Genomic DNA, 14,698 nt, shown 5'->3' with positions numbered 1-14,698 from the left:
CTTGCGGGTAACCATCATCTTAAGCAGCGGCGGGGATTCTCCCCTTGCCCGCGATAAGGCGATCAGCTTTCAGCAATAGAGCGGGTCCCCTGCGGGTTTCGACCATCCCTTCAGCCAATTGAGACCAATGCTCGCCAAAACCGCCTGTCACGGCGATGACCTCTCCGTCCGAGCCTTCGACATCTTCGATGGCATCAACCAGGAGTGCGTAGATATGCCCTTCATGCTCAACAACAGCGGCGCGTTGCCCAATCGGATTGGTTGTTTCCTCAAGGCCTGCTGCACGCATGCAATCGACAACTGTCAGGGTCTGGCTGCGGCGTGTGCTGAGGCCGACCACATGATCGGGCGCATTGGGGACACGAGTGATGGTCTCAATCTCCATCACAGAATCCACTTCGACGGCGCGCAAGGCACACTGGCGGCCGCCTATCGTCAGCATGACCAGCAATTCCATCATGCTGCTTCCCCCTTGGTGTTTCGCATGCGGATTTCTTGCAATGCCTTGCGAAGGGCCATCTCGTCATAGCGATAGATGGAGCCGGGCTTTTCATCGCTTTCACCTGGCTCGATATCAGCAAGTACGATGGTGTTTGCGTGGGTAGCTCGGGTTGGCGCTTCGCCGCTCATGACAATCTCTACGTCGGCGGTTTCGTCGCTTGAAGTCGGGAGCACCGCATAACCGCAGCGCGCGACCAGTGGGGCCAGGATAGACTTGGCCCATTCCGTATCCGGCACGCTACAAGTGATCTGCGCTCCGCTTGCGCAGGCGGTCCCGTAGCGCGCGAAGATCGCATATCCGTCTAGCAATGCGACTGGCTTTCCATCGAGGATTGCCAAACCTTCAAGCAGGTCTTCATCCGGTGCATGGTTCAGTTCGTCGCTTAAGAAAACGGCGTCTTCGACACGCTTAACGGCATAAGCCAATGTATTGATTCCGTCGCTCATCCGTAGCAAGCGAAGCGTGTCGCTAGGGACATCTGCGGCATCGAAGCCCAGCAGATCAAGGAGAATACCGTTGACCAGCACCCGCGGGCGCTTGCCAGACAGATCAAGCGCTTCGCGGGCAACAGTTTCAATCCGCTCAATCAGCTCAAGCCGCATTGCATAACGACGGTTATCATATCCGATGAAGATCATCGCCTGCGTGCCACGAGAGACCGCCTCCTTCTCTTCCTGCACCTGACCGGAACTTTGCGCATGCGTGTCGGAGATAAGGCCGGCATTGCTTGCAATCTGCGGTACATCGAGGACCAGAATAGGCGTGCCGTCGTCCAATTGCGTCGAGCCCGTATAGAGCCGTGTCTGCATGATTGCTGGGGGCAGAGGCTTGACGACTAGATCGCTGATATTGCGCACCTTGTCGGTGAGCAAAGCGATGAGATCGCCGCTTGCTAGCCGGATCATGATAGCAGTTCGATCTTCAGTTTCGTGCTTATGACTGACCCCGAGAATGTCTTCCATCGAAAGGCAGGGGACGCGCTTCTCGCGGAACGTGACCATCGGGCGATCACCAACCTGCGTGTAGTCCAGCGCATCTGAGTCGAGCTGGACGACCTCTTCGACATAAGACTGTGGAATTGCAAAGCACTGGTCGCCTTGCTCAACGGTGAGGCCGGAGATGATGCTCAGCGTCAGTGGCAGAGTGAGATAGAATAGCGAGCCATGATCGGGCGTGCTGGTGACTCTGATGGTTCCACCGACGCGTTCAAGGTTCGCTCGAACGACATCAAGGCCGACACCGCGTCCAGATACCGAACTGACGTGTTCAGCGGTCGTAAGACCTGGCTCGAACACCAGCTGCAAGATGTCTTCGCGGTTCATCTCCGCCAGCGAAGCCTTGGTAACGAGGCCGTTCTCCAGTGCCTTTGCGGCAATCTTGTCGACATCAAGACCGCGACCGTCATCGGTAATGACAATCGAGATACGATTACCTGCCTGACGTGCTGCGATCCGCAACAGCCCGGTTTCGCGTTTCCCGGTTTTAAGCCGCTCGGCAGGTGGTTCAATGCCGTGGTCAACAGCATTGCGGACAATGTGCGTGAGCGGATCGCGAACCATCTCGACCATTTCGCGGTCAAGTTCGACGTCGCCGCCTTCAAAGTCGATCAGGACCTGCTTGCCGAGCTCGTTGGAAAGATCGCGAACCAGGCGCGGAAAGACGCTGAAGAGATGCTCAATGTGCTGCATCCGCATGCGGGTGATAGCTTCGCGCACGTCTGTCAGTATTGAAGACAGCCGCTCGAACGGTCCGTCGATGGTTGGCTCATTGCCAGCGATCCGCAGGCGATGTGCAAGATCATTGCGGGCGAGCACCATATCCGAGACGCCGACCATGACGCGGTCCAGCAATGCAGTTGACAGTCTGATGGTGCGTGCTTGAGAGCCAGCGCCTGCCAGCGGTGCCGACTTTGCGACTGCGCTTTTGTCAGATTGAAACTCTGAGTTGGGCGACGCTTTCGCTGGCGCGTCCGCGAGAGTACCAGTCTCCCGCTCGGAAGCTTCCAATGCCGCGATGAGCTCCTCGTCACCACCTTCTGGGAACTCATTGCCCGCTTCGATCGCGTCGGCCATTTGGGCGATACGGTCAATGATGGCGAGGATCGCGGTGACCAGTGCGGTATCGGATTCCCGGCGGCCTGCACGGACATCGGCAAGCGCATCTTCGGCTGCATGGCTCAGCATTTCGAGCCGCGGAAAATCAAAGAAGCCGCAATTGCCTTTGACCGTATGGACAAAGCGAAAGACAGCATCCAGCCGCGAGCGATCCGACGGATCAGCTTCCCAGGCGACTAGCTCTCCTTGGCTCGCTTCCAGCATTTCGCGGGTTTCAGCGACGAAATCCGCTAACAGGTCATCCATCTCACAGGCCTCAAATGGTGAGGCGGCTGCTTATGGAATGATTTGGTTAATGAAGGGTCACGACTTGTCCGCGGTGGTCCTACGTGTGAGCACGTACCAGACCACTCCAGCCGCCACAGCGCCGCCGATGACATTGGCAGCGAGCTCGGCTGCATAGATAGCGGAGGATCCCCAAGCTGGGCGCAAGAACCACGCGAATGGCAACGTGATAAGAAACACGCGCGCGACCGATTGGACCAAGGCGTAAGTCGCTTTGTCGACGGCGTTTAGCGCGCCATTTGCGGTGATCAGCACTCCGAAACCGGCATAACCCCAGGCAGCGATGGACAGGTATAGAGCAAATTCCTCGATCACCTCCGGATCATCGCTGAAGAACTGTCCGAACCAATCCCCAAACAGCGCCAGAACCAGCGCAATTGCGAGGCCCCAGACAATCGCGAACAGGCCAGCGCCAAGCATAGCCTGCCGCGCGCGGCCAAACTCTCCAGCGCCCCAATTCTGTCCAACTATCGCTCCGATCGAGCCGGACAGGCCGAGCAATGGGACCACGGCAAAGCTTTGCACTCTGCCGGCTGCACCAAAGCCAGCTACAGCGGCTGAGCCTTCGGCTGCAATCAATGCCGTCAGAACAGAAAGACCGATCGGATTGATCGAATTCGACATCGCTGCAGGCCCGGCGACTTTCATGATTGCATAGATCTGCTCGCGCTTGCGGCATTGTCTGATGAGTGACAGATCGAGCGGAAGAGTCGTGTTGCGCATCAGCCAGAGAGCCGCCGCGAGGCCAACCGCCCAACCGATAATGGTCGCGAATGCAGCCCCTTGAATGCCAAAGCCTGCAAACCCGAATGCTCCAGTGATCAGGATTGGATCGAGCACCCAGTTGGCAGCCGCATAGGTCAGTGAGACATAGGACGTGCGCTTCGCTTCACCTTGTCCGCGCAGTATGCCGTTCACGCCCATGATTGCCATGATCAGCGGGAAGCCAAGTGCGTAGGGCTGCATGTAGATGCGTATGAGTGGCATCAATTCTTCATCCGCTTGCATCAAGCGGAACAAAGGGTCGATCAGCACGAACAGTGCCGCGCCCAATATAGCTCCTGCCAGCACCGCCAGGATCAAGCCGAAATTCGCTCGTCTCGCAGCTTTGTCGACATCGCCTTCACCAAGCGCCCGCGCGACTACGGAGTTGATCCCGACCATCATGCCTACGCCGAGGCTGCTTGTGGCAACGCTCACCGGGAAAATGAAGGAAATCGCAGCGAGGGGATCGCTACCCAACTGACCTATGAAATAAGCATCGACGAGCCCGATCGACATGATTGCCGCGACGCCAATGATCATGGGCAGCGTTTGCGAAACGAGATGCCCGCGGATCGAACCGCGCGTGAGTTTGGCGTTCTCGCTCATCCAGGGTGGCGTAGCGGTGCAGAGAGCCGTGGGGAAGAGGGATTGTGCAATTGCGGCTTGCTTGCCGGTTTGTGCCGCACATGCGATAGGCCTTCGCCTACGCCGCATTTGGAGAAGCCGCGCCTATGCCGCGCATGACAGTCAACGAGCAGCCGCTTGAGTTCGATCTCGACGCCGACACCCCCTTGCTGTGGGCGCTGCGCGATGCAGCCAATCTGACCGGTACGAAATATGGCTGCGGCAATGGCGATTGCGGGGCATGCACAGTGCTGGTGGATGGCGCAGCTTTGCGTTCGTGCCTTGTGACCATAGGCGAAGCTGAAGGACGCTTTGTCACGACGATTGAAGGTTTGTCGGATGACCGCACGCATCCGGTCCAGCAGGCACTGGTGGCAGAACAGGCGATCCAGTGCGGTTTCTGTACGCCGGGGATCGCGCTTGCAGCCGCTTCGCTGATTTCACGCAATGCGGATCCCAGCGAAGAAGAGATCAAGCAAGCAATCCCAAATATCTGCCGTTGCGGCATCTATCCTCGGCTGGTGAGAGCAATTCAGCGTGCAGGCCGCGTGGCAAGGCGACGCGAAACCATCAGCGCGGCTCCTGCGCCGCAAGTCGATCCTGCTGAAGCGTCTCGCGTGGTGCCTGCACTCAGGCCGATCCGTGAAGAGGTCGCGGGCGACAGCGAATGAAACTGCCGCCCGCTGGGGGTTGCTGCCAGTCCCTAGAACCGCCCGGTAATCGCAAAGCGCGCGTTCAGAGGCGCGCCGACACTTGCCTGATGGGTCGAATGTGAGTTCGGGAAATAGAGCGTGTCCGTCAGGTTTTCGACATTGACCTGCACGCGCAGATTGTCCGAGACATTGTAATAGAGTGCTGCATCAACGCGGGTATATGCAGGCAAGACTGCGGTGTTACCGTTATTGATGAAGCTTTCGTCCTGATGGGTCAGGCCAATGCCGATGCCAAACTTGTCCGTTACTTGGACCTTGTTCCAGATCGAGAACATATTCTCGGGCAATTCGCGTGGGCGAAGCCCGGTTGGTCCCGCCTGGTTCACTTGCTCGCCGTCAAGGTAGCTGTAACCGGCTGAAACGAACCAGCCAGGCATGACCTCGCCTTGCAGCTGAAGCTCGAAGCCTTGAATCGTTGAGTCGACAACGACGAGCTGCTGAGCATCATTGTCATCGACTTGTGGCGAGCTTTGCTCGATCTCGAACACAGCCGCAGTGAGGCTCAAACCTTGCTGGAAATCCCATTTGAGGCCCGCTTCCAAATTGGTGAAAGTGTCCGGATCAAGTGCATCTGCGCCGCCGCCGAGATTGGCAAATTGCTCGCCGGAGCGGGGCAGGAAGCTTTCCGAATAGCTCGCATAGACCGAGATATTGTCCTTCGGCTTGATAATGATGCCGCCGCGCGGGCTGAACTCTTCGTCCTTGCGGGACAGACCAGTGGGGTTGGCTGGATCACCAAAGTCATCAACGGTGATGTCAAAGCTGTCAAAACGTCCGCCTACAACGATGTTGAGCCAATCAGTCAGCTCGATCTCGTTCTGAATGAACAGCGAGAACACTTCCAGATCGGCGCGGGTATCGTCGTTGAGGTCCGAAAAAGCGACCGTCGTCGGATTGCTGTTTGCAGCGACACCCACACCGTTGCGGAAAGCTAGCGGTCGATCGATTGCAAAGGTTTCAACATCGTCAAGGCTTTCGCTCCAAACCGGGTTGAAGCGGTCCTGGTCAGAATCGGTGCTGATATATTCACCGCCAACCATCAGCGTGTGAGCGATGCTGCCAGTTTCAAACTCGCTAACCAGTGTGCCTGACAGGATCAGATTCTGACGCTGAGTGGTGTCGATATAGCCATCGATGTCCACTTCATCTGGCGTCGCGAGTTGGTCATAGCCCGACGCGTAGAAGTTCGAATAGACCTTGTTGTAGTCGCCGTAAAAGACGGCGAAATTGCCTTTGACGTTGTCCGAGAATTGATGGCTGAGATTCGCGCGCAGCAAGTGCGCTTCCAAGTCGTTGAAGTTCAATTCCGGATCGCCGAACACAATGTCTTTGAATGCTTCGACCGGGCGTCCGTCCGCGCCTGTCGGAATACCGCGATCAATGAAGCGGTCATGGTTCGCATACTCGTATGAGAGATCGACGACAGTCGCTTCACTCAATTTGATGCGCGCCGTTGGATTGATCCCGATACGCTCGCCGTCGTAGAAATCACGGTGGTTGTTGAGGTTCTCATAGGCCGCATTCACGCGGATCGCGACACTGTCTCCCGCCGCGAAATTGATATCCGCCTGCAAGTCAAACGCACCAAACGTATCGACTGCAACCTGGCCGCCGCTGAAGTTCTCGCCGAGTGAGCCCTTCTTTGTCACGCGGTTGAGGATGCCGCCTGTACCGCCGCGACCGAACAACAGCGCATTGGGGCCGCGCAAGATTTCAACCTGCTCTAGATTGTAGAGTCCGCGATAGTACTGCACATCGTCGCGCATTCCATCGATGAAGAAGTCCGCTGTCGAACGGATCCCGCGAAAGACGATCGCATCGCGATGTCCTTCGCCCTGCGACATATTCACGCCCGGAGTGTAGTCAATGATCTCGCCGATGCTGGTAAAACCGCGGAGTTGAATTTCTTCCTGCGTGGTTATGGTCAGGCTTTGCGGGACGTCGATAATGGGGGTGGGCGTTTTGACCGCATTGATCTGGTCAGAATAGAGCACTTCGCCAGTTACGATGATGCTGTCATCATAAAATTCCTCTGCCGCGTCCTCGCTTTCAGCTAAGGCAGGCGTGGCAACGAGGAGAGTGGCAACAGAACCCAGAAGGGTGGTCCGAACAGTTTGAAAGCCCACTATGACGATCCTTATTGCGAGTCGTTATCAATGCTGGGCCTGTTATTGCGACTAATTTGCAATTACAACCTTATTGGGTGATTTTTCTCGCTTTTGCGACTAGCTGAGGCGAACTGAGGTTCATATGTCACACAAAATTGACGTCAAATTGGTTTGAAAGGGAAGTTTGTGAAAGCGACAATCTGGCACAATCCGAAATGCGGTACTTCGCGAAAGACGCTCGCGATCCTAGAGAACCTCTCCAAGGTCGATGTAACTGTGGTCGAGTATCTGAAAGACCCGCCCAGCGCGGCTGAGCTCAAGGCGCTCTATGCAGAAGCAGAGATTTCGCCGCAGCAGGGACTTCGGATCCGCGGAACTGACGCGGCTGAGCGGGGCCTGCCAGATGCGGACGATGACACAGTGCTTGCTGCGATGGCAGCCGACCCGATCCTGATCGAGCGCCCGCTCGTGCGAACCGACAAGGGCACGCGGCTATGCCGTCCGCAGGATGCGGTTCTTGAAATACTTTGAACGTGGCGGTGCTCAGGCAGGCCGGCTCTTCGTAAGCACATCGTCGCTTTGCAATTGCTTCCAGCCCAGCAGCAGGACAGCGAGGCACAGCGACACGACTGTGCTGAACGCGACGATCTCTGACAGGCTGTAGAGCCATACGCCGAGCGCCGGTGCGAACACGAAGGCGGCACCAGCCACGGAAGACACGATGCCTGAAGCTTCGCCTTGCTCTGCGCGCGTTACCGCAAGCGAAGTACCCGCGGTTGTGCCGGGCCTGAACAGGCCGAAGCCCAATGATGCGATTGCATAGCCCAGCGCGATCGCATGCAGGTCTTGCGCGAGGGCGAAGACCACAACTCCGAACGCTGCAAGAGCGATACCCCACAAGGTCGATGCGCGTGGGCCCAGATTAAGCCGCGGGATCACCCCCCATTGTGCAAGCAATGTGGCTATCGCGCCGCACATCAGGACAATGCCAACAGGCCCTGTTCCTGCAAGCGGATCAGACCGCAGGCCGAGCCGATCTAAGACCAGAAATCCGACGACCCCTAACACCATGGCTTGCGCATGTCCGCCAAGCAATCCGGCGATCACCCAAGGCCTGATACGCGGCTCCCACCAGCTCAGCCGCTTGGCCGCCGTTCCCGGCTCACCGCTGTCTTCATCATCGTCCCCCTCCTGCTGACGGGCCGACGAACTGGCGGAGAAAGGCTCATCAATGCCGCGACCTCTTGCCGGGAATTGCGGCTCGTCATTGGGCAAGCGCAGACGCAGTGCGATGAGTGTCACGACACCAATGACGACAAATGCCCAGAACGGACCGGTCAAACCAAGTCCGGGAAAAACCATGAGCGGTGCAAGTGCTGGCCCAAGTACTGTGCCAAGGCCAAAGCTCGATGCGATCAAGGCAAGCGCTTGCGTCCGTTCTGAACGAGCGGTGCGTGAGGCTACATAGGCTTGCACCGCAGGCGGTGCCGCCGACCCAAATCCGCCATAAAGGCTACGTGCCATCGCAAACAGAAGCAGCGTCCAGATTGCAGGGAGCACTCCGGCCAGGCCAAACCACAGCACTAGCGCGCATAGCCCCATGGATATGATAAAGCCGCTCATCCCCAGAGCCATCATCGCCTTGCGTCCGCGCTGATCCGACTTGCGAGCCCAATAGGGGGCGCAAGTCATCCATAAAAGGGCGGACCAAGTGTAAGCCAAGCTGATCCACACGTCTGAAACTTCGAGCGCGGTTCCGATCGACGGCATGACCGATTGCATGGCGGTGTTGCCTGCAGCGGTCGTCAGCATCACAGCGAAAAGCAACGCCATCCGGCCACGCGAGATCGTGCGTGTTTCCTTCTTGAGCGCAGGTGACGTTACGGCATCCGCCGCTTCAGGTGTTCCGCTGTTATCCATCGTAAATGCAGCTAAGCGAGGCGGCTGATGCTTGCAATGCGTGAAAGCATCTGCAAGGCGTGCCAATCATCGCTTGGCATTCCCCCATTAGCCGCGAGAGAAGGATCTACCATGAAATCGAAGGGCGCAACACTTGGCAGCAAAGGCGGACTGCGCGACCGGCTCGCCCTTTATGGCGCACAGTGCAGCGTGTTCTTCCGCGGTTTTATGGAGCACCCGCGTATGGTGGGCTCTATCATCCCATCCTCGCGCTTTACTGTTCGGCGTATGCTGGAGCCGGTCGATTGGCGCGAGACAAAGCTGTTTGTCGAATACGGCCCCGGGATTGGTACGTTTTGTCGTCCGGTGCTTGACCGCTTACGCGGTGACGGCGCGCTGATCGTGATCGATACCAACCCGATCTATATTGACTATTTGCGCAAGACGATCCGCGATCCGCGCTTCCATGCCGTGCTGGGCTCGGCGGAAGATGTCGAGCGGATCGTTGCCGAGCACGGCTTTGAGCATGCCGATTATGTGCTGTCTGGCCTACCATTCTCGACTTTGCCATCAGGTGTTGCGCCAGCGATTGCAGCCGCGACGCACCGCGTTATCCGCCCGGGCGGCGCATTCCTCGTCTATCAGTTCACAGCGGCATGCCGTGACTTCATGGCGCCGCATTTCGACCGCATTGATCAGGGCTTTGAATGGCTCAACATTCTGCCCTGCAAGTTGTTTTGGGGCTGGAAGAGCAAAGAATGAGCGCGCGGCTTCGGCCCGCTCGCTCACTAATTCACTCGTTCATTCGAAAGTTTCGCTCAACGCCTCGGCATTGGGGCCTGCGAGCTGCCTGTGCAGGCTGGCAAGCACTCCAAGGAAGATGATTGCGAAGATGGCGTTTACCAGGCTTCCGACGATCCCATTGCCGATCAATTCGATCTGTCCACCTGCCGCGGCAAATACCACTCCGAAGATCATGGTTACGATGAGCGAGATGATCATCAACGAGAGCAAGATCAGGAAGAAGAAAAAGAAGATCCGGAAGCTGTTGCCTTTGGTAAGCTGCCAGGATCGCTTGAGTACGGCGAAGGGATTGAGCGTCTGCTCAATCCCGATAACCGCTCCGATCAAGGAGAATTTCACTAGCAGATAGAAGATGATCGGGATGGCGAGAATAATCAGAAAAGGCGAAATCACAGCCAGCAATCCGCCGACAAAACCAATTGCCACAGCAACAAGGATCTGAGCTGCAAGATAGCTCGGAAAACCGGTTGTACCGCGCTTCAATGCTTCACCTACGGTGGGCCGCGCTCTGTCCGTCAGCAGCGCGAACAGTGCCAGCATTCCGATCATTTGCAAAACGGATGTGAGGACAAAGATCCACCAGTTCTCTGCATAGATCGCGCCAAGCGCTTCCATCACAGCATCGATATCTTCGGGATTGTTGATCTGTGGTTGAGCGGCTTCGGGCATGAGTAGGCTTAGCGCCAGATAGGGCAGGAAGAAAAACACGCCGGCAACAATGCCGATCACGTCCTTGTTCGCGGACAGCAAGGCAGTTGCGTCATTCCATGCACGGCCCAAATCGAGTTTCATGGTGTTTTGTCCCTCTGCTTGCGCAGGCTCCTTCTGCGCGTTTGCCTCTTGATAAGCGCGAAGATTGCCCCCACGCAATGCCAGATGCAAACGGCCACACATAAATTGGACCCGGCAAGCTTCATGGACGGGATGGAAATCCGCCAGGAAACAGACTTGATCGCCTATCGCGAAGCGCTCGAATTCATGGAAGCGCGCAACGCGGCCATTGCTGCGGGTGATGCGCGCGAGATGCTTTGGTTGCTGGAGCATCCGCCGGTCTACACCGCCGGGACAAGCGCGGTTATCGCGGAATTGCGTGACCCGCGCTTCGACGTAGTCGAGACGGGGCGGGGCGGACGCTACACCTATCACGGTCCGGGCCAGCGGATCGGTTATGTCATGCTCGATCTAAACCAGCGCGGAAAAGATGTGCGGTGTTTCGTCCACGGGCTGGAGAAATGGGTCATTGATGCGCTCAGTGACTTCGGTGTCGAAAGCTGGGCTGTGGATGGCAGGGTTGGCATATGGACCAAGGACGTGGATGGGCGCGAAGCCAAGATCGGCGCGATTGGCGTTCGCGTACGCCGCTGGGTGACTATGCACGGCTTCTCAGTCAATATTGCGCCTGATCTCTCGCATTTCTCCGGCATTGTGCCGTGCGGGATTGACGAGTTCGGCGTGACCAGCCTTGAGCGGCTCGGGATCGATATCTTACCGCAGGAATGGGATGCCGCACTGATTGCGCGGGGGAAGGACTTCCTTGATCGCTTGCCAGGCTCTAAAGGCTCATGCGCATGACTAGACTGATCCTTATTGCGCCTTTGGCATTTGTTGCTGCTTGCTCCAGCGAACCGGAAGAATCTGCTGGCGGTGAAGACCTGGAAGCCAAAGGCGAAATCCTCGGCGGCACTATCAGCGATGACATGCTTCCGCTGGAATCGGTGACGTCGCAATCACCGCCTTTGGCCGGCGAAGAAGAGCGCTTGCAACGGTTGTCCTCTGAGCAGGATCGTACGCCAGCGGGCTCTATTGAAGCTGAACCTGAAGCAATAGAGCCCGAATCCGGCGAAAGCTGAGTTGGCTTAGCCCACACCCATATTGACGGTTTCCAGCATCTGCCTCGCGCGTTGCAAGTCAGAGCGGTTGAGTACGCGGTTACCCATGCGCACATGGTCGGCATTCGGATTGCTGGTGAACTGCGCGATGATCCCTTCGGCGCGGGTGAGCTCGCCTTCTGTAGGCGAGAAAGCCGCGTTGATTGCTTTCACTTGAGCCGCCGAATTTGCAAACATGCCCGTGAAACCATCAGCACGCGCGACCATGGCGAGATTGGCGAAAGCCTCGTCTGACATCGTGGCCGGCTGCGCACTTTCCAACGCAAGCAAACCGCATGCCTTGGCCAGCAGCACGATCTTTGAACGCGCATAGGCCATTGCGCCAAACCACTCGCCGGTCGAGCTGTGTTCGCGCCGGGCGCCCACTGCTTCTGCAAGGATAGCGCTTTCCCAGCTGAACCCGCCGAGGCGAGGCTGTACGTTCTCAGCGAACTGGCCAAGCGTCAGCACATTTTGCGGGCGCGAGGCAACTAGCGGAATGATCTGTGTCGCGCCATGCGCAATGCCTGAGCGTTGCTCGACTTCATACACTTCCGATGCGAGCTGCTGGACATAGGCAGGGCCGGGCACAGCAGGCAGGAAGATGCCTTCAGCAGCGCCTGCGAGCGCTGCACGCAAATCCTCGCGCCAATGTTCGGACTCAATCGGAGAAATCCGCACCCAGCGCGCAAAGTTCTGGCCTTGCAGGACTTGCTGGCGATGATTGCGCATCCAGTCCGCCGCGCGTTCGCGCCCGTCTACACGCGCGCTTTCAGAACGCGCCTGATCCAGATCGAGCACAACGACATCCGCGCCGCTGCTTGCTGCATCTTCGAGTTTCTCTTCGTCCTCAGCAGGGACCAGCAACCACGACCGCATTGTCTCGCCTCCAATCGGCGGGACGCGTCGCTCCGCTTAGCTAGCGGCTTCTTCCTCCAGCGTCGGATAGTCCGTGTAACCAGCCGGGCCGGGGAAGTACCAGCTCTTAGGCACGTCCCGGTTTGGCGCCCATTCCGCCCCTTGCCTGATCCGCGCCGGCAGATCGGGGTTAGAGATAAATGGCCGCCCGAAGCTAACAGCATCGCAAAGACCGGCTTCGATATCGTTAACAGCGGATTGCGCATCGTAATCGGAGTTGAGGATCAGTGGGCCTGAGTAAATCTCGCGGATCATCGGGCTCTGCTTGGGTACGTCTGTCTGACCGAACGTGCCCTCCGGGCCAGGCTCGCGCAGCTCGAGGAAGGCGAGGCCCAATTCCTCGATAACCTTGGTCGCTGCGCCAAATGTGCCCGCGGGATCGCTGTCATCGCAGCCTTGCGTTTCGCCATTGGGTGATAGGCGAATGCCGACCCGGTCTGCGCCCCAGACGTCGATCAATGCCTCAAGCACTTCGCGCATGAAGCGGGTGCGATTCTCTGCGCTGCCGCCATAGTCGTCATCGCGCAGATTCGTGCTGTCGCGCAGGAATTGGTCGACGAGATAGCCATTGGCGCCGTGCAATTGCACGCCGTCAAAGCCAGCTGCTTTCGCGTTCACGGCTGCATTGCGATAGTCATCGATGGTCCGCTTGATATCGTCTTGCGTCATGGCGCGTGCAGGTTCGTAGTCCTTGCGCCCTTCCGGGGTGTGGCCATGGCCCGGCGCGGTTGTCCCGCTCGCTGAGACCGGCGGCTGCCCACCGAGGAAATAGGGGTGCACAAGACGACCCATATGCCACAGCTGCAGCACGATGGTGCCGCCTTCTGCATGCACCGCAGCGGTTGAGGCCTTCCAGCCTTCGGCTTGCTCTTCGCTCCAGATTCCTGGCGCAGACGGCCAGCCGAGCCCTTCAATGCTGATGCCTGTCGCCTCGGTCAGGATTAGGCCTGCACTGGCGCGCTGGCGGTAATAGGTCGCCATCATTTCATTGGGTACAAACACAGGATCTGCAGCACGTCCGCGCGTCAGCGGCGCCATGAAGATGCGGTTCTTGGCTTCAATTGCGCCCAGCTTCAGGGGCTCAAACAGTGTGTCGTGCACGCAAGGGTCCTCTCATTGAATTCGATAGTGTTTCGCAACTGGCCTTTTCAGCGCTAGGGCGCAAGCATGGAAAATGAGGGGGCACACAAAAGCAGCTTGGTCGGCTTGGCGCTGATCGCGGCGTTGCTTGGAGGCAATGTAGCGCTCGCGCTTGGCCCCTGGCTGGTAAGGCTCGCGGACACAGGTCCGGTCTCAGCAGGCTTCTGGCGCTTGTTCCTTGCTCTGCCATTCCTGTTCCTGTTTGCGAAGATGAGCGGGCAGCGCGTCGGCGGAATGCCGCGCAAGACGCTGGCCTTGGTCGCTCTCGGTTCTGTCGCCTTCGCGCTTGATTTAGCGAGCTGGCATATCGGCATTGGCCTCACCCGGCTCGGCAATGCGACATTGTTCGGCAATGCCGGCTCGATCATCCTGCTATTCTGGGGCTTCATTATTGCGCGCATGTTGCCGCGCGGGTTTGAATGGCTAGCGATTGTCTGCGCGCTTGCAGGGGCTGGCATTCTTATGGGTCGCAGTCTGGAAATCTCGACAGAGACATTCCTCGGCGATCTGTTCTGCCTGACCGCGGGACTGCTCTATGCGGTGTACCTGCTCACCCTGAAAGGTGCGCGCACGACCTTTGGCAGCTGGAGCTTGCTCGTGTGGGTCAGCCTGTTCGGCAGTCCGGTCCTGTTGAGCTTGGCGCTGATCCTTGGCGAACCCGTCTGGCCGACTGACTGGACGCCGGTATTGATGCTGTTCGTCTCCAGCCAGTTGATCGGGCAGGGCCTGCTGGTCTTCGCGATGCGGCATTTTCCGCCGCTGGTGATCGGGTTGGCGCTCCTTACACAGCCTGCCATCGCAGCGCTGTATGGCTGGTATGCGTTTGGCGAGATGCTCGTACCGGTCGACATTCTCGGCATGGTTCTGCTTGGCAGCGCCTTGGTCCTGTCGCGGATGAGCACACCCTCGACCAAGCCTGCGCGCGGTGCTAGCTAGCCCTCACTTGGAAGAGGGGAAA

14 protein-coding genes are annotated in these 14,698 nt (G+C 58.0%); 6 read left to right on the top strand and 8 right to left on the bottom strand.

Annotated elements, in window-relative coordinates:
* Window positions 1-19: 19 nt before the first annotated feature.
* The 3 genes from HUO12_RS08175 to HUO12_RS08165 are packed head-to-tail and all read right to left on the bottom strand — an operon-like array spanning window position 20 to window position 4,272.
* A complete protein-coding gene (locus tag HUO12_RS08175) occupies window positions 20-460 on the bottom strand; it encodes a chemotaxis protein CheW (protein ID WP_176273101.1) in 441 nt (146 codons plus the stop codon).
* Window positions 457-2,862 (bottom strand): chemotaxis protein CheA, encoded by a 2,406-nt coding sequence (locus HUO12_RS08170; RefSeq protein ID WP_176273100.1) that lies wholly within the window; start codon window positions 2,860-2,862, stop codon window positions 457-459. The genes HUO12_RS08175 and HUO12_RS08170 overlap by 4 nt, the downstream gene beginning before the upstream one ends.
* A gap of 57 nt (window positions 2,863-2,919) precedes the next feature.
* Window positions 2,920-4,272 (bottom strand): MATE family efflux transporter, encoded by a 1,353-nt coding sequence (locus HUO12_RS08165; protein ID WP_176273099.1) that lies wholly within the window; start codon window positions 4,270-4,272, stop codon window positions 2,920-2,922.
* Window positions 4,273-4,397: 125 nt separating this feature from the next.
* On the opposite strand from HUO12_RS08165, the gene HUO12_RS08160 reads away from it, so the two are divergent.
* A complete protein-coding gene (locus HUO12_RS08160) occupies window positions 4,398-4,961 on the top strand; it encodes a (2Fe-2S)-binding protein (RefSeq protein WP_176273098.1) in 564 nt (187 codons plus the stop codon).
* Between the two features lie 32 nt (window positions 4,962-4,993).
* On the opposite strand, the gene HUO12_RS08155 is transcribed toward HUO12_RS08160, so the two are convergent.
* Window positions 4,994-7,129, bottom strand: a complete 2,136-nt coding sequence (locus HUO12_RS08155) for a TonB-dependent receptor (RefSeq protein WP_332310388.1) — start codon at window positions 7,127-7,129, stop codon at window positions 4,994-4,996.
* A 168-nt stretch (window positions 7,130-7,297) separates the two neighbouring features.
* Here HUO12_RS08155 and arsC point away from each other — a divergent pair, with 168 nt between their 5' ends.
* Window positions 7,298-7,642, top strand: coding sequence for an arsenate reductase (glutaredoxin) (arsC, locus tag HUO12_RS08150; protein WP_176273097.1), 345 nt, complete (start codon window positions 7,298-7,300; stop codon window positions 7,640-7,642).
* 12 nt (window positions 7,643-7,654) lie between these two features.
* Here arsC and HUO12_RS08145 read toward each other — a convergent pair whose 3' ends face one another.
* Window positions 7,655-9,031: an MFS transporter gene (locus tag HUO12_RS08145; RefSeq protein WP_408609454.1), complete on the bottom strand. Its 1,377-nt coding sequence runs from the start codon at window positions 9,029-9,031 to the stop codon at window positions 7,655-7,657.
* Window positions 9,032-9,142: 111 nt separating this feature from the next.
* On the opposite strand from HUO12_RS08145, the gene HUO12_RS08140 reads away from it, so the two are divergent.
* Window positions 9,143-9,772, top strand: a complete 630-nt coding sequence (locus tag HUO12_RS08140) for a class I SAM-dependent methyltransferase (RefSeq protein WP_176273096.1) — start codon at window positions 9,143-9,145, stop codon at window positions 9,770-9,772.
* Between the two features lie 39 nt (window positions 9,773-9,811).
* Here HUO12_RS08140 and HUO12_RS08135 read toward each other — a convergent pair whose 3' ends face one another.
* Window positions 9,812-10,606 carry a hypothetical protein gene (locus HUO12_RS08135; protein WP_176273095.1) on the bottom strand — a complete coding sequence of 265 codons (795 nt, stop codon included), beginning with the start codon at window positions 10,604-10,606 and terminating at the stop codon, window positions 9,812-9,814.
* A gap of 84 nt (window positions 10,607-10,690) precedes the next feature.
* Here HUO12_RS08135 and lipB point away from each other — a divergent pair, with 84 nt between their 5' ends.
* Together lipB and HUO12_RS08125 are read left to right on the top strand one after the other, a co-directional pair.
* Complete coding sequence (lipB, locus tag HUO12_RS08130) at window positions 10,691-11,386, top strand: lipoyl(octanoyl) transferase LipB (protein WP_408609453.1); 696 nt, start codon at window positions 10,691-10,693, stop codon at window positions 11,384-11,386.
* Window positions 11,383-11,664 (top strand): hypothetical protein, encoded by a 282-nt coding sequence (locus tag HUO12_RS08125; RefSeq protein ID WP_176273094.1) that lies wholly within the window; start codon window positions 11,383-11,385, stop codon window positions 11,662-11,664. The genes lipB and HUO12_RS08125 overlap by 4 nt, the downstream gene beginning before the upstream one ends.
* 6 nt (window positions 11,665-11,670) lie before the next feature.
* Here the strand turns inward: HUO12_RS08125 and HUO12_RS08120 are convergent, their stop codons facing one another.
* Window positions 11,671-12,561 carry an HpcH/HpaI aldolase/citrate lyase family protein gene (locus HUO12_RS08120; protein WP_176273093.1) on the bottom strand — a complete coding sequence of 297 codons (891 nt, stop codon included), beginning with the start codon at window positions 12,559-12,561 and terminating at the stop codon, window positions 11,671-11,673.
* A 36-nt stretch (window positions 12,562-12,597) separates the two neighbouring features.
* Entirely contained in the window at window positions 12,598-13,701 is a 1,104-nt protein-coding gene (locus tag HUO12_RS08115; RefSeq protein ID WP_176273092.1) for an alkene reductase, read from the bottom strand.
* 66 nt (window positions 13,702-13,767) lie between these two features.
* Here HUO12_RS08115 and HUO12_RS08110 point away from each other — a divergent pair, with 66 nt between their 5' ends.
* A complete protein-coding gene (locus HUO12_RS08110) occupies window positions 13,768-14,676 on the top strand; it encodes a DMT family transporter (protein ID WP_176273091.1) in 909 nt (302 codons plus the stop codon).
* Window positions 14,677-14,698: the final 22 nt, after the last annotated feature.

The sequence above is a fragment of the Altererythrobacter lutimaris genome, from assembly GCF_013371495.1.
Lineage (GTDB): Bacteria > Pseudomonadota > Alphaproteobacteria > Sphingomonadales > Sphingomonadaceae > Erythrobacter > Erythrobacter lutimaris_A.
Note: the sequence above shows the minus strand (reverse complement) of the source record. Positions and strands in the feature narration are given on the sequence as shown.